Annotated in this window: 16 protein-coding genes; all 16 read right to left on the bottom strand. The window is 59.2% G+C overall.

Annotated elements, in window-relative coordinates; all coding sequences use genetic code 11:
• Nucleotides 1-58: 58 nt before the first annotated feature.
• Nucleotides 59-2,530, bottom strand: coding sequence for a TonB-dependent receptor plug domain-containing protein (locus tag AUP74_RS09225; RefSeq protein WP_069947324.1), 2,472 nt, complete (start codon nucleotides 2,528-2,530; stop codon nucleotides 59-61).
• A gap of 620 nt (nucleotides 2,531-3,150) precedes the next feature.
• A complete protein-coding gene (gene gltS, locus AUP74_RS09220) occupies nucleotides 3,151-4,353 on the bottom strand; it encodes a sodium/glutamate symporter (protein ID WP_069947323.1) in 1,203 nt (400 codons plus the stop codon).
• 144 nt (nucleotides 4,354-4,497) lie between these two features.
• Nucleotides 4,498-5,328 carry an MBL fold metallo-hydrolase gene (locus tag AUP74_RS09215; protein WP_069947322.1) on the bottom strand — a complete coding sequence of 277 codons (831 nt, stop codon included), beginning with the start codon at nucleotides 5,326-5,328 and terminating at the stop codon, nucleotides 4,498-4,500.
• Nucleotides 5,329-5,492: 164 nt separating this feature from the next.
• A complete protein-coding gene (locus tag AUP74_RS09210) occupies nucleotides 5,493-5,996 on the bottom strand; it encodes a protein disulfide oxidoreductase (RefSeq protein WP_069947321.1) in 504 nt (167 codons plus the stop codon).
• Nucleotides 5,997-6,022: 26 nt separating this feature from the next.
• Nucleotides 6,023-6,637 (bottom strand): thioredoxin family protein, encoded by a 615-nt coding sequence (locus AUP74_RS09205; protein WP_069947320.1) that lies wholly within the window; start codon nucleotides 6,635-6,637, stop codon nucleotides 6,023-6,025.
• The gene (locus AUP74_RS09200) at nucleotides 6,634-8,655 is read right to left on the bottom strand and encodes a protein-disulfide reductase DsbD family protein (RefSeq protein WP_069948797.1); all 2,022 of its coding nucleotides are present in this window, start codon (nucleotides 8,653-8,655) and stop codon (nucleotides 6,634-6,636) included. Before AUP74_RS09200 ends, AUP74_RS09205 begins: the two co-directional genes overlap by 4 nt.
• 116 nt (nucleotides 8,656-8,771) lie before the next feature.
• The gene (locus AUP74_RS09195) at nucleotides 8,772-9,233 is read right to left on the bottom strand and encodes a hypothetical protein (protein WP_069947319.1); all 462 of its coding nucleotides are present in this window, start codon (nucleotides 9,231-9,233) and stop codon (nucleotides 8,772-8,774) included.
• 40 nt (nucleotides 9,234-9,273) lie between these two features.
• On the bottom strand, nucleotides 9,274-9,960 hold the full coding sequence (tsaA, locus tag AUP74_RS09190; RefSeq protein WP_069947318.1) for a tRNA (N6-threonylcarbamoyladenosine(37)-N6)-methyltransferase TrmO: 687 nt from the start codon (nucleotides 9,958-9,960) through the stop codon (nucleotides 9,274-9,276).
• Nucleotides 9,961-9,979: 19 nt separating this feature from the next.
• Nucleotides 9,980-11,443 (bottom strand): NAD-dependent succinate-semialdehyde dehydrogenase, encoded by a 1,464-nt coding sequence (locus tag AUP74_RS09185; protein ID WP_069947317.1) that lies wholly within the window; start codon nucleotides 11,441-11,443, stop codon nucleotides 9,980-9,982.
• A 49-nt stretch (nucleotides 11,444-11,492) separates the two neighbouring features.
• On the bottom strand, nucleotides 11,493-12,890 hold the full coding sequence (der, locus tag AUP74_RS09180) for a ribosome biogenesis GTPase Der (protein WP_069947316.1): 1,398 nt from the start codon (nucleotides 12,888-12,890) through the stop codon (nucleotides 11,493-11,495).
• A 124-nt stretch (nucleotides 12,891-13,014) separates the two neighbouring features.
• A complete protein-coding gene (bamB, locus tag AUP74_RS09175; RefSeq protein ID WP_069947315.1) occupies nucleotides 13,015-14,184 on the bottom strand; it encodes an outer membrane protein assembly factor BamB in 1,170 nt (389 codons plus the stop codon).
• A complete protein-coding gene (locus AUP74_RS09170; protein ID WP_069947314.1) occupies nucleotides 14,181-14,903 on the bottom strand; it encodes a YfgM family protein in 723 nt (240 codons plus the stop codon). The genes bamB and AUP74_RS09170 overlap by 4 nt, the downstream gene beginning before the upstream one ends.
• Nucleotides 14,904-14,998: 95 nt before the next feature.
• Complete coding sequence (gene hisS / locus AUP74_RS09165; RefSeq protein WP_083260898.1) at nucleotides 14,999-16,261, bottom strand: histidine--tRNA ligase; 1,263 nt, start codon at nucleotides 16,259-16,261, stop codon at nucleotides 14,999-15,001.
• Between the two features lie 190 nt (nucleotides 16,262-16,451).
• Entirely contained in the window at nucleotides 16,452-17,564 is a 1,113-nt protein-coding gene (gene ispG, locus AUP74_RS09160) for a flavodoxin-dependent (E)-4-hydroxy-3-methylbut-2-enyl-diphosphate synthase (protein WP_069947312.1), read from the bottom strand.
• 170 nt (nucleotides 17,565-17,734) lie between these two features.
• Nucleotides 17,735-18,841, bottom strand: a complete 1,107-nt coding sequence (locus AUP74_RS09155) for a helix-turn-helix domain-containing protein (RefSeq protein WP_069947311.1) — start codon at nucleotides 18,839-18,841, stop codon at nucleotides 17,735-17,737.
• On the bottom strand, nucleotides 18,831-19,610 hold the full coding sequence (gene pilW / locus AUP74_RS09150) for a type IV pilus biogenesis/stability protein PilW (RefSeq protein ID WP_226999746.1): 780 nt from the start codon (nucleotides 19,608-19,610) through the stop codon (nucleotides 18,831-18,833). The genes AUP74_RS09155 and pilW overlap by 11 nt, the downstream gene beginning before the upstream one ends.
• Nucleotides 19,611-19,666: the final 56 nt, after the last annotated feature.

Genomic DNA, 19,666 nt, shown 5'->3' with positions numbered 1-19,666 from the left:
TGATTGTGCAACAAAAAAACCCGCTGCAAGCAGCGGGTTTCTTGTTTTCCGGCCGTAATCAGAACTCGTAGCGGGTCCGCAGGTAGTAGAAACCGCCCTCGAAACCGAACGGCGAGAACTGGCTGTAGCGGTTACCCACACCATCGGCAGCGCCCGGATTCTCTTCCGGGAACTGATCCAACAGGTTCTGGGCCCCCAGGATTACGGACGCTTTCTCCGTAAAGGCATAACCCACCTCGGCATCCACAATCATTTCACCGCCATAGACCTGGCCGTCCTCCGAGTCGAACCAGTCATCATAGGAGCTCACTCTGGCCATCATCCGCCAATCACCGATAGTGGTATTGCTCGACAGGTTCCAGCGGGTTTCCGGCAGGCCCTCTTCCAGCTCCCGAATCCGGGTCGCATCAATGGTCTCGGGCGTGAAGCTGTCGACAGAGGTATCAGTCTGGTTGAAGGCAAGACTGATGTCGGTATTGTCACCGATCAGATCCGTGCTGTAGGTCGCCACGATATCGACACCGGTCGTGGTGGTATCAAAGTCATTGGTGAAGAAGCGGAAGTTTTGCAGGTTAGCCGCACTGGTTACGCCAGAAGCCACGAGGCTATCCACCTCTGCTTGTGTCAGTGAGTACAGCTGCGACGGCGCGATACGGCCCTCTACCTCGATATTGAAGTAGTCCACGGTCACATCAATGGGACCGACAGTGAAGACGGCACCGATGGTCCAGTTGGTGGACTCTTCCGGATCCAGGGGTTCTCCCCCACGCAGTTTCGCCACCGCGTTTGTGGAGGGAATCGTGCCGTTATTGACCAGGTCGTTGAGCGCCAGGTCGAATTCGGTAGAAACGTTAAACGCGTTTGATTGACCCGGTGTCGGAGCCCGGAAGCCCGTGCTCCAGGAGCCGCGCACAGCGAGGTTGTCCGTGACATCAATATTGGTTGCCAACTTGCCGTTGGTGGTGGAACCAAAATCATCAAAGTCTTCGAAACGTAGTGCCAGGCCCAGAAGCCAACCTTCTACTACGTCTGCCTCCAGATCAACATAAGCAGCCCGGTTGGTGCGGCTCCACTGGCCACCCGCGAGGGGACCAAAACCCGGGAAGCCGTTCGAAGCGGCACTGAAGCCCTGGCCGGCCAGGGGGCCGATTTCGTAGGAGGCCTGATCGCCCGTGGTGATTTCAAAGGTTTCGTCGCGCCATTCCAGACCGGTCGCGACACTGAGCTCAGAGGCGAGGCCCACTTCATAGCCCTTGACCATATCGATGTTGAAGTTTTTCTCCAACTGGGTGTACGCACCGGGATTAAACGCAGTGGGCGTCTGCGGACCCAGTGAAGCGTTGACGGTGTTGTAGATGAAAAAGTCTACATCGTTGTAGCCGAGGGACGCACTCACATCGTAGGCCCAGCCATTCTCCAGCTCACCCCGTACACCGGTTACCCCGGCAAGGTCTGTCACTTCACCACCGAAGCGCGGCGTGAAGCCACCCGGGAAAATTTCCTGGAAAGAGAAACACTCGGCGCTGGACAGCGCATCGGCATGACTGAAGCCGGCACAACTATCAAGACCGTTGCTGGGGTCGAGATCACCGATCAGCGGATTACCGTCACCGTCGGCAAATACTGCACTGCGGGTTTCTGGGTTACGGAAATAGAAGCCGCCATCAACCTGTTTTGAGCCGTAGTTGCCGAACGCATAAAACTCTCTACCACCGCCAAGTTCGAGACCGAGATTCACCACACTCTTGAAGTCATCCTTGATTTCCGGGCGGCCCCAGACCTGGGCAGGATTGGCCACATCGGTATTACCTGCTGCGACCAGCGCAGCGGCATCATTCCGCTGAATGCTGCGGTCGGTATCTTGTTGGGCTCCGGCTTCGAAGCTGACGTTGGCAAAGCCTTGGGAAGTGAATGGCATGCCGTAATTGGCCGACACGGTATATTGAGTGCCATCTCCCTCGTAGAACTGTCCCGCTTTCACTTCCAGCGCGCCGCCATCAGGCGCATCTTTCAGTTTGAAGTTGATGACCCCGGCAATGGCATCAGAACCGTACTGCGCAGCAGCGCCATCGCGGAGCACTTCCACTTGCTGCAGGGCGATGGCCGGGATCTGGGAAATGTCGGGCCCCTGCGCTCCATCGGAAACCCCGTTACCCAACCATGCGATCACCGCGGCACGGTGGCGGCGCTTACCATTGACCAGCACCAATGTGTGGTCGGGCGCCAGTCCGCGAAGATTAGCCGGCCGTACCAGACTGGCCGCATCACTGATCGGTTGGGTATTCACATTGTACGAGGGAACCACATTACGCAGCAGGGAGTTCAGATCGGAATCGCCCTGGTTAACAAAGTCCTCACCGGTAATGATGTCGATGGGTACCGCGGAGTCCGCGGCAGAGCGGCCCTCTACACGGGTACCAATCGTAATGACTTCCTCAATGATCTCGTCCTGAGCCGATACAGGGCTTGAAACGGCAGCAATCGCCAGGGCAAGTAGCGCCGGAGTATGCACTCGAGTAATGGTCTTCATACAGACTTTCCCAATTTATTGGATGTTATTGAAGCGATGGTGAAAGTTACGAAACGTCACAAATTCTCTATCTTGCAAAAAACGTGACAACACTATGCCCGCAACACGGACCCACAGAACACGCCCGATTGCCTCGTCACCAACCGGAAAGCAACGCACTAGCGGAGAGCACAAAAGTGAACGGACGCACTAACACCGGTCATATTCTCGCGATGCGGATGACAGACCGTGAAATGAATCACGCAAACGACTCTGTGGCGGAGGATTCTCCATTTGTGCTGGGAAATTACGTCGCTATCGATACGCGGGAATCTCATGACATCAAACTGACAGCGGTGTCATAAAGGCGTCCGGCGCAAGTGACGAACTGCTTCGTGAAAGCCATCACTCGTGACGTTAAAAAATATCCATTCGGGGGGAAGAAAATAAACAAACTACTCGCGCTTGATGAGGCCGAGGTTCAAGCTCTTGGTTGATTCCTCCTGCCTTCATGTGGCTCTGCGGGAACGGGAATATGCCGCTGAATCTCCAGATCCGCGACACCCCGTCCGGCTCCTGAAGAGAGAGGTTTGAAGGACTTCTATGGATTGCTGTCGATTGCCCCGTACTACGCTCCTGTACTATGAGACAAGGTTGAGCATGACATTCACCACCACGGCATTGGCAATATCGATAAAAAATGCCCCGATGAGAGGTATTACCAGAAAAGCCTGCGGCGAGGGCCCATGGCGCTCGGTAACGGCCGTCATGTTAGCCAATGCTGTAGGAGTTGCCCCCAGGCCAAGGCCGGCAAATCCCGCCGACATGACCGCAGCATCGTAATTTCGACCCATTATGGGAAAGAGGATAAACAGTACGTAAAGCGTGATCGCGAGAACCTGTCCCGCGAGCAGAAAAACTATCGGCCCAGCGAGCCCAAGAAGAGTCCACAGTTGCAGGCTCATCAGCGACATTGCCAGAAACAGCCCCAGACTCAGGTCTGATATAAGAGCCAGAATGGGCGTACCCGTGGGCCACGGCAGCTGCTTGAATATCTGCGGAATCGTGTTCGTCATCAGAATACCGGCGAAGAGGCAGCTGACAAAGAGGGGCATATTAATGCCCCAATGCTCCAACAACATGTCCAGGTGCAATCCGATCCCGACCGCAATACTGATCATCAGAATTGCATTCAGCACCGAGTCAACGCTGATCTTTTCGTCTTTCTTCCCCTGCGGAATACCGACAGTGATGTGCTCGTGACTCGTGGACTTCAGCTGGTACCGGGTTACCAGAAAGTTGGCGATCGGTCCTCCGACGATTCCGCCGAGAATCAGTCCGAAAGTTGCGCAGGCGATACCGATTTCCATGGCATCGTCGATGCCATAGGATTCCTCCAGCAAAGAAGCCCATGCAATCGCCGTCCCATGCCCACCGCTGAGCGAGATACTGCCGCCGAGAACACCCACGACCGGATCCAGCCCGGCCAATGAAACCACTGCCACTCCCATCAGGTTCTGCAGGAACAGGAGCCCTACGGCGAGAAAAAGCAGTATCAATAACGCGCGTCCCCCAGCCAGCAGACTACTGATACGGGATGAAAGCCCGATACAAGTAAAGAAAACGACAAGAAAGATATCCCGCTCCCTCAAATCGAAGACGAAGACACGATCAGCGGCGAAATAAACCACGCAAAAGAAGAGGGATGCCAATACACCACCTGTGACAGGCTCCGGTATATTGTAGTGGCGCAGCACTCCCGCTCTGGCCGTCAAATACTTGCCCAGAAACAATACCAATATGGCGATGATGAGGGTCTGTCGAGGGCCTAACGCATATTCCATCGCACATTCACTTCCCTAGCGCACCTTTCCATTGACCTAAAAGATAGGCTAGTAAGGGGAACATGAAGCGGGAGGGCTTTATTGGCAGACTGCGAACAGTACCATTGCGACAACTGGGCAGCCCCGGGCGCTGGTCAGTGCCATTCAGGTCCCAGGTGGGAGCGCCACTGCATCGAGGTTCACGTCGAGACAAGAGATAATCAGATTCCGTTTACTGAAGTTGTAGCGGCTCAGCACGCCGACCAGGCTTTCCTTACCCAGTAAGCGGCGCGTCATCTCATCGAGGCTGATACCCTGTTGCTGTAGTTCCTGTGCTTCTGTAGCAAGGTTGCGCAGGTAATCATATTTCTCTCTCAACCTGCTCTTACCATTTTCCACAACCCCGCGATGGGGGCAGAGAATGGTGTCGAAATCCCGCGCCAATACACTGCGGATACTTTCCATCAGCGTTCCCACATCTTCATCGCTGCGCAATAGTTTGAGGTAATTGGCGATATACAGGTCCGCACTGAACAGCCAGCCTCGCTCTGGCAACAGGTAGCAACACATATCTTTGGCATGCCCGGGGGTAAAAAGGGCCTCCGCCTTGTCAGTACCAATCGTCAGTTGTTCCGGCAGGGGCTTGGCTTCGGCCCGCCCGGCGGCGCCCCAGAATAGTCTCTGGATAGGAGGAATACGGAAACCCCGTTTGAGGATCTCAATGGTGAGCGCCGGTGCCTGGGGCTGGATTCCTGTAGCCTGGTATATAGCGCCCGCATTACCGCTGTGGTCTTCGTGGTGGTGTGTGAGCAGCAGCTGCTGAAGCGGTGTCACTTCGATGAAAGGTTTCACGTATCGCCACTGATTACTCGGCCCCGTATCAATCACAGTGTCACCAAGCCTGTAGACGATGAAGGTGGTATTTACGCCCAGATTGAAACGGCCTACGCGTATACCCTCGAGATCATGATGGCGGTAGTGGGAGAGAACAGACATGGGGCTCCGAGCGCTTTGGTACGAGAAATGCCTCGCCGCCAGATTCCAGTGCGGGGGGCTGACGACGCCCATTGTCATCCGAGATGATTGACTGCTGAAGAGCCATATGCCTGTTTCAAGTTGATCAAACCGTTCGCGGCATGGGTGGCAGAGCCGTACTGCGCTCAGTTCGTCAATGCCAGGCGCAGCTGCAACCCCCATTTGGAGGTAGTGCCAGAAGTCACCCACGCGACCTCACCGGCGCTGTTCAGAATCACAAGCGTCGGGGTCACCCGAACACCCCAGTTAGCGCTCCGGGTACCCATGGGGTCGTTCAGCGTCGCAAAGGACCAGCCTTTGCCGGCCAGATACTGCTCCACCTCGGCATCAGCGCCAGACTGCAGTGCCACGCTCAGCACCTGATGATCTGCGGCGAGCTCATCCACCATCGGCGATACGATGCGACAGTATCCACACCAGGTGGCCCAGAAATACACCAATACCGGTCCCTGTTCAGTGAGCGCAGCGAGATCGACAGCATCACCACTAATGGTTTTGCCCGCTAATGGTGGCAGCCGGTCCCGGGGTATATCCCGCTGCTGGTAGAGGCCGACGCCGGTGGCAATCAGTGCCGCCAGCACCAGAAACACCACGGTCTGACGCAGGGCCCCCAGCCATTTGCGGGACATCGCTATGTCTTCCCCGTACCCTTTAATCAGTACTTCACCGAACAACCGTAGGCACGGGAGGAAGCCACCTGGATAGCCTCTCCACTCATGGACGCATCCAGAGCGGCTGCCACATAGTTGTTGGACTTCGGAATCACCGCCGGGTTGGCAGAATCGTTATCATCGATAGCCCCGGCATAGACCACTTTGCCTTCTGGGTTGATGATAAACATGTGCGGCGTGGTCTTGGCACCGAAAGCGCGGCCCATATCTCCATCGGTATCCAGCAGGAATGGTGCGCTGGCATTCAGGTTGTGCCCCTTGGCAACTTCCAGCGCCGCAGCCGGCTCCAGATAGCCCTGCTTGCCCTTGGCCGAGGAGATCACCGTCAGCCACTGGATGCCCTCACCGGTATATTTTTCCTGCAGGGCCTGCATATTGCCGCTGCCGTAATGCTTTTTGACGTAGGGGCAGTCCTTGTTGAACCACTCAATCACCAGCCACTTGCCGGCATAATCATCGAGCGTATGCGTCTTACCTGCGGCATCCACCTCGGAAAAAGCAGGCGCCTTTTCACCCGGTACGGCAGCAGCCATGGCCATGGCCGGAACTGCAAGCAACAGCGAAAACATCCAACGACTCAGATTGTGGGAGATCTTCATTGTGTGTCGTCCTCTTTTGATTGACTTGGTGAATCCTCGAAAAGTCCGGTAATCATGCTCTCCTGCAGAATCTGAGGGAGCAGTTCCGGGCGACTGGTACCCGGGGCATACCAGGCGTAAACCGGCACGGAGTTGCGTCCCAGAGCCGCCAGCGCGCGGGTGATTTCCGGATTGTGATCAGTCCAGTCGGCCCTGACCAGATAGACATTATTGCGCTGGAAGATTTCCTGGATCTCGGGCAGGTCCAGCACCAGTTTCTTATTCACCTGGCAAGTAATACACCAGGCGGCAGTGTAGTCGATAAATACTCCCCGCCCCTCCTCGCGCGCCGCGGCGATGGCAGCCGGTTCGAAAGGCTGCCATGCACCCTCTCCCGCCACCGACACTTTGCCCTCGCGCAATTGCAGGGCGGAAAAAGCCATTACCAGAGCGATCGCCGAAAATAGGTACCCGACGGCACGCCCTCCTCTTTTGATCGTGCCGCCGAGCCAGATGGCAAACACCAGCGCCACCAGCAGCAATGAGCCGATCAGCCATCCATCTTCGCCCAGCAGACGCCCCAGTACCCACAACAGCCAGATCACAGTGAGATAGAGCGGGAAGGCCAGGAACTGGCGCAGTTTGTCCATCCAGGGGCCCGGCTGCGGCAGCCGCCGCAGCAGCGGTGGGCTGGCACAGAGCAGCAGGAACGGCGCGGCCAGCCCTACCCCAAGCGCAAGGAAAATGGCCATCGCGGAAAGTGCCGGCAGCACCGCTGCCGCCCCCAGGGCCGCACCCATAAACGGGCCCGTACAGGGTGCAGCGACAAACACCGCCAGCACACCGGTAGCGAAACTGCCGCCACGACTGCTACCGGCCAGATTCATCAATCGGTGACCGAATTCAAACAGACCACTGAAGGACAGCGCCATCAGCCAAAACAGCGCGATCAGGGCCAGCACTACCGGTGCCGACTGTAACTGGAAACCCCAGCCTACTGCAGCTCCGCCGGCACGCAGCGCCAGTAACAGTGCGCCGAGTGCGGCAAAAGTCGCGAGTACACCGGCGCCGTATAACAACGCCTCGCGCATCCGGTGACCGGCGCCGCTATTGATCAGCCCGAACACCTTGATCGACAGTACCGGAAAGACACAGGGCATCAGATTGAGAATCACGCCGCCGGCAAAGGCCGCCAGCACCAGCAGCCAGAGGGATTGCGCCGGGGACTCCCCTCGCAGCCCAAACGGCACCTGCTCGAGAGACCAGGCCTGTGCTCCGTCACTCACCACAAAACCGGCACTTTGCGCCGGCGCTGCACCGGGCACGCGCTGAAAACGGAAAACGATACTGTCGTCCCGACGTTGAACTTCCGGTTCGGCGGCCGTCAGCAATGCGCCATCTAACGGAAAAACCTCCGGTGTTTCACCCGCGCCCTGCAGGGTAAGGACAACCTCCTCGCCTTCCTCCAATAGCGCCGTTGCCCGCCAGGGGCTGTCTGCCTGTCGTTTTGGGACCCGGGCCAAAAATCCTGCCACCAGGTCCCGATCGGAAGCATCCCAGGCCTGGCTTGCCATCACCGGGCGCTCGAGGCGCATGGTGCCGAAGCCGGGAATGCAGTCAATTTTACAGACCAGCCATTCCAGATTGGCTTCCAGAACCACCTGTCCGGCGTCTTGCTCAGGCGTCAGTGGCAACAGGTAGGCAACATTGCCCTCGTAACCGAGGTTGGTGAGATGTTCGATGGGCAGGCGTTTGGGGACAGGCCAGAGGATATCGCCAGCGTGGGCACCCGTAACGGAGAGATCGAAACGCGGCGCCGCGCCGGAATCACCGGCATTGCGCCAGTAGACATGCCATTCCGGATCCACCTCGAAATAAAAACCGATAGTGGCGGGTTCTCCCGCAGCAAAGGTTTCCGGTGCCAGCCAGCGGACGCGCACGTGGTCACCACTGGCGGACTCCTGCGCTACCAGGAACGTTGTTGCTGAAAGCAACACAAGAGCCAAAATGGCTTTTACAATATTTTTCTGCAACAACACCAAGGACTGTCCCCCTCTGGACAGACTGCTGACAGGCGGTCTTTATCTATTGATAGTACGTTCCCGTTACGGGCCTGGATCGCCATCAAAACCGGTAAAGGCACTCCAGCACCGGGCTAGGCCCATGTACATCGTGTCGGATGGTAAGTGGTGACGAGATGCCAGAAACTGATTTTCCACCCACCCTGAGTCTTTGTTAACGCGAAAATATTACAGATGGCTTTCGCGTATGGTTCGCGCGACCGTTCACGCTCAAAAACTACCAGCAATGTCGCCGTGCCATCATCCGCAATATTCTGGCTTTCCACTTTGACTTTTCCGAACGGATATTGGTCCAGGTGCAACGTCTCACGCAAAAGCTCAACCATTCCTGGCGCGAAATCTGGCGCCGAGGAGATTCCCGGTTGCTCCCCCAGAAAGAAAACAGGGGCCCCCACAAAATATTGATCGAAAGCTGCAGCTTCTTTGTGTCCCTTAAAATCAGCGGCAAATGCGGCAATAAACTGTGACGGATCCTCTTCATCTGAAGAGAGTGCTACGGGAGCAAAAACCAACCAAAACAGGGCCATGTATCGCATTGCAATATTTCCTTATCGCAAACGCCGCCCCACGTCAGTGCTAATCGAGTGAGACTACGTTCAGCTGTCCTTGACTGATATAGCGCCAGCGCAGGTCGAAGCCACAGAGTTTCATACCATAAACCCTGTCCGGGTCCGGCTTCTGGTAGGCGGGTTTGGGATCTTGCCCTAACACCTGCTCAATCAGGCGCGGCAGATCCGTGCCCCAGTCGTCTTGATAGGCTGCAGCCTTTTCCCGCACGACCGCTGGGATCTCCACCGTAACTGCTGCCGGTGCCCTATCGGCAAAAGCACTGTGTGCGTCTCCGAGCGCATCCGCATAAGGCACATAGGGTTTGATATCCAGCACCGGCGTGCCGTCGACGAGATCTGCACCACCGACAATCAACTCTACCTTTGGCGAAGTGCGCACTTCCAGCAGGCGCACCACGGAGAGGCCGATATTATTGGGGCGGAATGGGGAACGGGTGGCGAGCACACCGAGTTTCTTGTTGCCGCCGAGGCGCGGCGGGCGCACCTTGGCAGACCACTGGCCGGCCGCCTGGTGGAACTGGAAGATCACCCAGATATGGGTGTTTTCCTCCAGCCCGGCCACGGCCTCCGCCACGTTCAGCGGCGGCAGCAGTTCAATGGAGGCGCGGCTCGCATCGGCAAGCAGCGGCTGGCGCGGCACCCCGAACTTCTCGCCGAAGCAGGAGTGCACGCGCGCGATGGGCTCGATGTTCATCGAGAATCAATTGAGAATTTTACTTGTCGATACCACCGAGGCAGAGGTACTTGATCTCGATGTAATCGTCGATACCGTACTTGGAGCCCTCGCGGCCAACACCGGATTCCTTTACACCACCGAAAGGCGCCATCTCATTGGAGATAATACCCTCGTTGACGCCGACCATGCCGTATTCCAGACCCTCGCTGACGCGCCAGATACGGCCGATATCGCGGGAATAGAAATAGGAAGCGAGACCGTACTCGGTGTCGTTGGCCAGTTTGATCACCTCCTCCTCGGTGGAGAATTTGTACAGCGGCGCCACCGGGCCAAAAATCTCCTCTCGGAAAATCTTCATCTCGTCGGTCACGCCCGTCAGTATGGTCGGCGCGTAGAAGCAGGCTCCCATTTCACTGGGACCGCCCTCGACCGGTGCCTTGGCGCCCTTGGAAACTGCATCCTCCACCAGCGCGTGCACATCCTTCACGGCCTTGGTGTTGATCATCGGGCCGACCTCGACGCCCTCTTCGGCGCCGTTGCCCATTTTCATGCCCTGCACCGCCTGGGCGAATTTCTTCGCGAAGGCATCGTAGACGCCCTCCTGTACAAAGATACGGTTGGCGCACACACAGGTCTGACCAGCGTTACGGTATTTACAGACGATGGCACCCTTCACCGCCTCATCGAGGTCGGCGTCATCGAAGACGATAAACGGTGCGTTGCCACCGAGCTCCATGGAGGTTTTCTTGATGGTTTCCGCGCACTGGGCCTGCAGCTGCTTGCCCACCCCGGTGGAACCGGTGAAGGTGAACTTGCGTACCAGCGGGTTGGACGTCATCTCGGCGCCGATCTCGCGGGAGCTTTTACCCACCACCACGTTGAAAACACCGGCCGGGATACCCGCTTCTTCCGCCAGTACCGCCAGCGCCAGCGCCGACAGCGGCGTTTCGGAGGCGGGCTTGCTGACAAAGGGACAACCGGCGGCGAGGGCCGGGGCCATCTTGCGGGCAATCATGGCGCTGGGGAAATTCCATGGGGTTACCGAGCAGGTCACACCCACGGACTGCTTGATGACAATGATTCGCTTGTCCTTCGACGGCGGCGCGATGACATCACCGTAGACCCGCTTGGCTTCCTCGGAAAACCACTCGACGTAGTTGGCCCCGTAAACCACCTCGGTCTTCGCTTCCGCGAGTGGCTTACCCTGCTCGGCGGTGAGGATCTTCGCCAGGTCATCGGCATTTTCGATGATCAGGTCATACCAGCGGCGCAGGATCTTGGCCCGCTCCTTTACGGTGGCATCCCGCCAGGCCGGCCAGGCGCGGTTGGCAGCTTCGATCGCGCGACGGGTCTCCGCCGCACCGAGGCTGGCAATGCTGGCCACCACTTCGCCGGTGGCCGGGTTGGTAACGTCGAGGGTGGCTCCGGAATCGGCATCGATCCACTGACCGTCCACATAGGACTGGGTGCGCAGCAGCGAGGGGTTTTTCAGGTCCAGCATTGCGTTCTCCTTTTGCCTGCTGGTTGGCCCCGGGAAGGGGCTGCAACCGTTATTTTTTCTTCTTCACGAACTTCATCAACCGGCGCTTCTTGGCCTTCTGCCGGTCGGACAGCTTGTTCTTGCGCCCGGCGTAGGGATTGTCACCAGTGCGGAATTCGATTTTTACCGGCGTACCGTGCAGCTCCAGCGCCTTGCGGAATGTCTTTTCCAGATAGCGCACATAGTGAGCCGGCACTTTTTCAGTCTGGTTACCGTGAATCACGATCACCGGTGGATTCTGGCCGCCGGCGTGGGCATAGCGTAACTTGATGCGGTGCCCGTGCACCAGTGGCGGTTGGTGCTCACTCACCGCCCACTGCAAGATACGGGTCAGGTGGTTGGTGGAGAGCTTGTCGGTGGCAGACTGGTAAGCCGCTTCGATGGACTCGTAGAGGTGACCGACACCGGTACCGTGCAAAGCGGAAATAAAGTGGATATCCGCGAAGTCGACGAAGCGCAGGCGCCGCTCCAGCTCGGTCTTCACGAAATCGCGATGGTCGGAGTCAAGGCCATCCCACTTGTTCAGCGCCACCACGAGTGCACGGCCCGCCTGAATGACACTGCCCATCAGGTGCATATCCTGGTCGACGAGGCCCTCTTTGGCATCAATCACCAGCACCACCACATTGGCGTCCTCGACCGCCTGCAGCGTTTTCACGATGGAAAACTTCTCCACCGATTCCTTGATGTTCTTGCGCCGGCGGATACCCGCGGTATCGATCAGCGTGTAGGGTTTGTCGTCGCGTTCGTAATTGATGTAGACACTGTCACGGGTCGTACCGGGCTGGTCGTAAACCACCACTCGCTCTTCACCCAGCAGACGGTTGACCAGGGTGGACTTGCCCACGTTGGGACGGCCGACAATGGCGATCTTGATGCCGGTGGCTTCGTCCTCCTCTTCTTCTGCGGCAGCCTGCTCCGGCAGGCCGTCTGCAACGCGTTGCATCAGGGAGCGAACGCCGCGCCCATGAGTAGCGGTAGTGGGGAAAAGCTCGCCGATACCCAACTCGTAAAACGGTGCCAGGGCGATATCGGGATTCACCCCATCCACCTTGTTGGCCACCAGCAGGGTCGGCTTGGAGCGACTGCGCAGCTGCTCGGCAATCATCTCGTCCGCCGGAGTCAGGCCATCCCGGCAATCGACCAGGAACAGGACGAAGTCGGCTTCCTCGATCGCCTGCATGGACTGCTGCGCCATGGCTGCGTCGATGCCCTCCTCGCCGCCGGTGATACCACCGGTGTCGACGAGAATCATCTTCTTACCGTCGATCTCCGCTTCACCGTATTTGCGATCGCGGGTAAGACCGGCGTAGTTTGCCACCAGGGCATCACGGCTCTTGGTGAGCCGGTTGAACAGGGTGGATTTACCCACATTGGGACGCCCGACCAGGGCAATTACTGGCAGCATAACTCAGTCTTCTCTGGGCAAAATGGATTTGCCATAAACACGAACGCCCGCGAAGCGCGGGCGGTACAACGTCTCCGCGCATGAGTGGCGCGGCGGGCGGAGGCCAGCTCCGCCCGTTTCGATTTTATTGGCGACGCTCGAGGCGCAGGGCAACGAGCTCTCCGTCATCAGACAGGGCAAAGAGCAGGTCGCCATCTACAACCATCGGAATCCGTACCGGATCGCCGTCAATCTGCTCACGGCCGATGATCTGGCCGGTCGTCGGGTCGATGGCGTGTAGGTAGCCTTCCAGATCGCCCACGACCAGCACATCACCGAAGTAGGCAGGGCCGCTCAGCTCCCGGCGCAGCAGATCATTGTTGCTCCAGACGATCTGGCCACTGCCCACATTGTAGGCATATACGCTGCCACCGGCATCGCTCAAGTATACATTGCCCGCACCCACGGCCACGCTGTGGTGGGTGGAGGCATCCCGGGCCCACAGGCCCCGGCCGTCCTCACGGGACAGGGCCACGACGCGCCCTTGATAGCTGGCGGCGAACACCAGGTCGCCGCGTACCACCGGGGAGCCGTCGATATCCACAACGCGCTCCAGTTCGGCGGAGCCCTGCGGAATGGCCACCCGCTGCTCCCAGCGAGGAATACCATCGCGGGCGTCGAGGGCGATCAGTTTGCCGTTATCCAGACCGGCGAATACCAGGCCGGCGGTGATCACCGGCGCTGCCGTGCCACGCAGGGTCAGTACCGGAAGCGTCGTGCTGTGGCTCCAGCGTTCGGTGCCATCGGTTGCATCGAGCCCAACCAGCTTGCCGTCCACCGACTGCACAACAACCACACCGGCACCGACGGCCGGCGCCGCCACCACTTCACTGGTGAGCTGGTGGCTCCAGAGTTCACTGCCATCGTTCAGATCGAGAGCCACTACACGGCCGCGGTAATCGGATACGACAGCAAGGTTGAGCCCAACGCCGACGCCGCCACTGATGGGCACGTCGAGGTCCACTTTCCACTGCCGGCGACCGGTGGCACGGTCCAGTGCCTGTACCTCGCCGTCACTGCTGGCAGCAACAATCCTGCCTGCACCGATAGCGGGCTGCAGCATGGCGTAACGTTTGGTGTCGATATCGCCGATGTTTTCCGACCAGACTTCACGCAGCTCCACAGTGGCATTGATATCCACAAGCTCGACGGGGTCCGTGTCTTCTTTTTTCTCATCGTTGGAAGCGCAGGCGGCGATCGCTGCCGCCAGTGCCACCACGACCGCTCTGGTCAGGGTGCGTGAAATGGCTTTCATTGCTCGTCACTCTCCTGTGCCGGCTCTTCCTGTGCAGGCTCTTCCGCTGCACTTGCCTCAGTCTTTGCTGGCGCTACACCCTCGGCCTTCAGGCGCAGCAACTGGGCACCGCCCGCCTGCTCCGCCGTCAGCTTGGCCAGGGCCTGCTGGTAGGCCTCGTGGGCCGCGCTTTCGTCGCCTTTCTGCAGCAGGATATCGCCACGGGTCTCAGCGAACAGGGCCGCAAAAGCTGCGGGTACATCGCCTTCCAGAAGCTTCAGAGCCTCATCGGGCTTGCCGCGCGCGGCGAGTACAGAGGCCAGGCGGCGAGTGGCAAGCAGCTTGAGGGATTCCTCTTTGCTGTTATCCAGTACCCACTGCAGCTCCTTCTCGGCAGACTCCAGATCGTTATCGCCGGCCGCCAGAGCCGCAAGGCGCAGTGCCGCCTGGCTGGCGTAGATACGGCTCGCGTACTCCTCTTTCAACTGCTGGGCGAGGCTCTTCGCCGTGGTCAACTGCTTGTTGTCCGGCTGGCCCTCGTTCGCGCTTACCGCTTCGACAAAGCCCTGGTACAGGTCAGAGGAAGCCTCGACCTGGTCGCGCTCGGCGCCCTGCCACCACTGGAAACCAAAGTAACCGGCCAGTGCCAGGACCACGCCGGTGACGATGCCACGGCCGTTTTCCGCCCACCAGCGCTTCAACGATTCTAATTGTTCTTCTTCGGTCAAATGATCAGCCATTGGTCAATTCGCCTTTCCTGTCAATTCTTGATACTTCCCGTGGAGCGGCCCTGGGCCACTCCCGATACTTACTTCTGTCTTCTGTCGCTCCGCGGCTAGCCTTGCAGCAGCGCGGGCAATTCGGCCACGGCAACGGTCTGCTGCGGCTGCTCGGCACGCAGGAATTTTACGGTCACCTGCCCTGCCGCCGCCTCGTCCTCACCAATGATGAGGGCAAAGTCCGCGTTGCTCTTGTCGGCCTTTTTCATCTGGCTCTTGAAACTGCCACCGCCACAATGGGTCTGTAACCGCAACCAGGGCAGCTCATCGCGGATTTTCTCCGCCGCAGCCAAAGCCGCCGATTGTACATCACCGACGGCCACCAGGTACGCATCCACCGGTTGATCCAGTCCTTCCGGCAGAGCTTCGAGGGTTTCCAGCATCAGTACCAGGCGCTCGACCCCGAGCCCGAAGCCCACTGCCGGAGTGGGCTTGCCACCCAGCTGCTCGACGAGGCCGTCGTAGCGGCCACCGGCGCAGACAGTGCCTTGGGCTCCGAGACTGTCGGTCACCCACTCGAACACGGTCTTGCCGTAGTAATCCAGACCACGCACCAGCCGCGGATTGATCGTGTACTGGACTCCGGCGGCGTCCAGCATCTCACGCAGGCTGGCGAAATGCGCTGCAGACTCTTCGTCCAGGAAATCCAGTAGACAGGGCGCATCGACCAGCAGTTCCTGGGTCTGGGCGTTTTTGCTGTCGAGAATCCGCAGCGGGTTACGCTCCAGGCGGCGCTGGCTGTCCTCGTCAAGCTGATCCTTGCGCTCGCTCAGGTAGCTCACCAGCGCATCGCGGTAAGCGGCACGGCTGGCGCTGTTGCCAAGCGAGTTGAGCTGCAGGGTGACGTGCTCGGCGATCCCCAGCTGCTTCCACAGGCGCGCGGTCATAATGAGGATCTCGGCATCGACATCCGGTCCCTCGATACCGAACACCTCGACACCAAACTGGTGGAACTGGCGCAGACGGCCCTTTTGGGGGCGCTCGTAGCGGAACATGGGGCCGAAGTACCAGAGCCGCTGCGGGGTCGCCAGCAGCCCGTTCTGCATCACTGCGCGCACCGCACCGGCAGTGCCCTCGGGGCGCAGGGTGACGCTGTCACCACTCTTGTCCTCGAAGGTGTACATCTCCTTCTCGACGATGTCGGTGGCCTCACCGACGGCGCGGCTGAAAAGCTGGGTGACCTCCAGCAGGGGCATACGGATCTCGCTGTAGCCGTAGCGGGCGAAAAGCTCACTGACCGTACTCTCCACGTACTGCCACACCGGGGACTGGCCCGGCAGCAGGTCGTTCATGCCGCGAATTGCGCGAAGCTGTTTCAAGGTTTGTCCTTACTTAACTCAATCAGTTTCCGGGTTGAAGGGCGTCGACACCGACAAGACTCTGATGGGTGCTGTTGGGGTTTTTGCGGGACTGTCGGCCGGAGGGACCCGGTCGACAAGCCTCCAGGGACGGATTCACGGCATGTCCCGCAAAAGCCCCGTCAGCACCCAACGCCCCTCCTGAGGATGGTCAGGCCTTGGCGATGATATCCGCCTCTTGCTCCGCCTTGGCGGCAGCCTTTTCGCGAATCAGGCGCTCCAGGTCATCCACCAGGTTGTCATTTTTCAGCTTATGGCTGGGCTTACCGTCCACATAAATCGCATGGCTGGGTGTGCCACCGGCGAGACCGACATCCGCCTCTTTGGCCTCACCCGGGCCATTGACGATGCAACCGATGACCGCCACATCCAGCGGCGTGGTCACATCTTCGAGGCGCGTCTCCAGCTCGTTCATGGTCTTCACCACGTCGAAGTTCTGACGCGAGCAGCTGGGACAAGCGATAAAGTTGATCCCCTTGGTGCGCAGGCGCAGGCTCTTGAGTAGATCCCAGCCCACCTTCACCTCTTCCACCGGATCGGCGGCGAGGGAGACCCGCAGAGTATCGCCGATGCCATCCAGCAGTAGCGCACCGAGGCCGATTGCGGACTTCACGGTGCCCGAACGCAGGCCCCCGGCCTCGGTGATACCCAAGTGCAGGGGCTGCTCAATCAACTGGGCCAGCTTCCGGTAAGCCGCGGTGGCCATGAAGATATCAGAGGCCTTTACGCTGACTTTGAAGTTGTGAAAGTCCAGGCCATCCAGAATTTCGACGTGACGCAGAGCGGACTCCACCAGGGCATCCGGGGTCGGCTCGCCGTATTTCTTCTGCAGGTCTTTTTCCAGTGAACCCGCGTTGACGCCGATCCGGATCGGGATATTCAGGTCCCGGGCCTTGTCCACCACGGCGCGAATACGGTGCTCACGGCCGATATTACCCGGGTTGATACGCAGGCAGTCCACTCCCAGATCCGCCACCCGCAGGGCGATGCGGTAATCGAAGTGGATATCCGCAACCAGCGGTACCTCTACCTGCTTCTTGATCTCACCAAATGCTTCGGCCGCCTCCATGGTGGGTACGGAGACCCGCACGATATCGGCCCCGGCATCCTGCAAACGCCGAATCTGGCCAACGGTGGCCTCGACATCACAGGTCTCGGTGTTGGTCATGCTCTGCACCGAAATGGGCGCCCCGCCACCAACAGGCACATTGCCCACCATAATCTGGCGGGATACGCGGCGAACGATGGGTGACTCAAATTGCATAGGTCTGACCTGACGGTTTCGCAGAGTGAAAAATCGAGGGGGAATTATAAAGGTGCCGAGCGCACAAATCAGCATCAGCGCACGCGTGACTGCCCATCCTAGCTAGTGAACAGGCAGCTTGGGGTTCCGGGGATGACAAAGCGGCCGGCATGACACCGTCCGCGAGGGGTTTACTCGCCCACTGTCATGCGACGGGTACGGCGGCCGCCGATGGGGTCACTGGGAATGACTTGGCCACGGAAGCGGACTTCGGTAGCCGCTGCATTGCCCAGCATCAGGCTGAACGGCGGCTGCCCCTCCAGCACAACCACGGAACCCTCAGGTTGCAGCTTGGCCAGCAGCACACTGCCAGACGCATCCTTGGCCTCTACCCAGGCCTCCTGGGCGAAGCTGAGCTCCAGTGTCTCGACGGAGCCGGTGGTCACCGGCGCCGCCGCGGGCTCTACTGCTGCAACCGGCTCAACTGCGGTCTCCAGCGCTGCCCCGCTTGCGGCTGTCGCAGTAACGGGCTCGGGCTTCTCGGCAACAGCGGTCTCGGCAGCGGTCTCCTCGATCGCGGTTTCGCCACTGGGCTCTACCGAAGCGAGACCAATCTCCTCACTCTGGGCAGCAAAAGATTGCGGCACAGACTCCAGGGAGCCGCCCTCCTCATCTGTAGAGACAGATTCAAAAGTCTCCGGAGCAGCCGCGGTAACGGGCTCCGCAGGCACCGCGGCTGCTGTCGCCGCAGGCTCAGAAAACTCACCAGCAAAGGAGTCATCCACAGTGCTGTCTGCAACGGTCTCCTCGACCGGGCGCTCTGCAGTAAGAGAATCGACATCAATCGACGATACACCCAAATCGCGCCCCTGGAACCACCAGAAAGCCCCGGCAACAACCACCAGGGCCACCAGCGCCAGAACACCGTGGCCGCCCTTGCCACCCTCGTCGATGACGGGCCCCTTGCTCACATGCTCGATGATCGCCCGACTCTCCTCTTCGGCAGCGCTGTAGCCAGAAAAGGCTTTCAGCACCGGCTCGGGATCGACAGCCAGCTCCTTGCAGGCATTGCGGATATAACCGCGAACGTAGAGGGCACTGGGAAGGCGGTCGTATTCATCCCGCTCCAGCAACTCCAGTTTATTGCCGGTCATCCGCAGGCGGGCCGAGAGCTCATCGAGCGTCAGCCCGGCGGCTTCACGGGCTTCTCGGAGCTGGGCCCCCGGCGAAAGGTGTTCGTCACGGACCGCGGCACTTTGCGCGGACGCTTGCGCGTTTTCGACTACGTTATCCGTCATTGGCCATCATCTTCTTATATTCCAGCGCTTCCGCTGAATAGGGATACAGGTTTCGCAGGGCCAGGGCGTAGCTCCGCTCCTTGTCCCGGTTACCAAAGATTTTCTCGATACGGATACCCAGCCAGAGTGACTGAGGCACCTGCCGGTGCTTTTCGCTGTAACGGTCCAGATACTGCTTGGCCTGAGCGTAGGCACCGGCTTCGTATTTCATCTCTGCCAGCTCCAGCAACGGCTGCGGCAGGTTTTCATTGAGTGCCAGGGCACGGGTGAAAGCGCGCTCCGCCTCCTCGGTTTTACCGAGCTGAACGGCCGCGCGGCCGTAATTGGTCAGCGCGTAGGAGCGGCGATTGTAAGTGAGGTCGCTGGAGGCCTTCTCGAACTGCTCCAGCGCGTCCTCATACCGTCCCTGACGATAGAGGAAGACACCGTAATTGGTCTGGGCCATGGAAAAGTCATCGCCGTAACGCAGCGCCTTGCGGAAATGTTCCTCAGCAACGTCCAGTTCCCCATCCACCTGGTACAGCATGGCCAGACCGTGATGGGCATCGGGATTGCGCTTGCCGAGCTCCAGCGCCTTGTTGAAGTGGTAGCGGGCGAGATCCCGGTTTTCACCGGTCTGCAGGTAGCGCAAACCCAACTGCACGTGGGTCTTTACCGCCTGGTCCAGATTGACTTCCTGACGCTCCGGTAAACCCGTGGTCACGCAGCCAGTCAGCAGCACGCTGAGAAGTAAGCCTGCCAGTGGCAGGGAGAGGGATTTCGCCAACACTACATCACCTTTTATTTTTCTGGGAGCACACCCCGGCGATGCGCCGTTGGCCGGCC

Source organism: Microbulbifer aggregans, assembly GCF_001750105.1.
Lineage (GTDB): Bacteria > Pseudomonadota > Gammaproteobacteria > Pseudomonadales > Cellvibrionaceae > Microbulbifer > Microbulbifer aggregans.
Note: the sequence above shows the minus strand (reverse complement) of the source record. Positions and strands in the feature narration are given on the sequence as shown.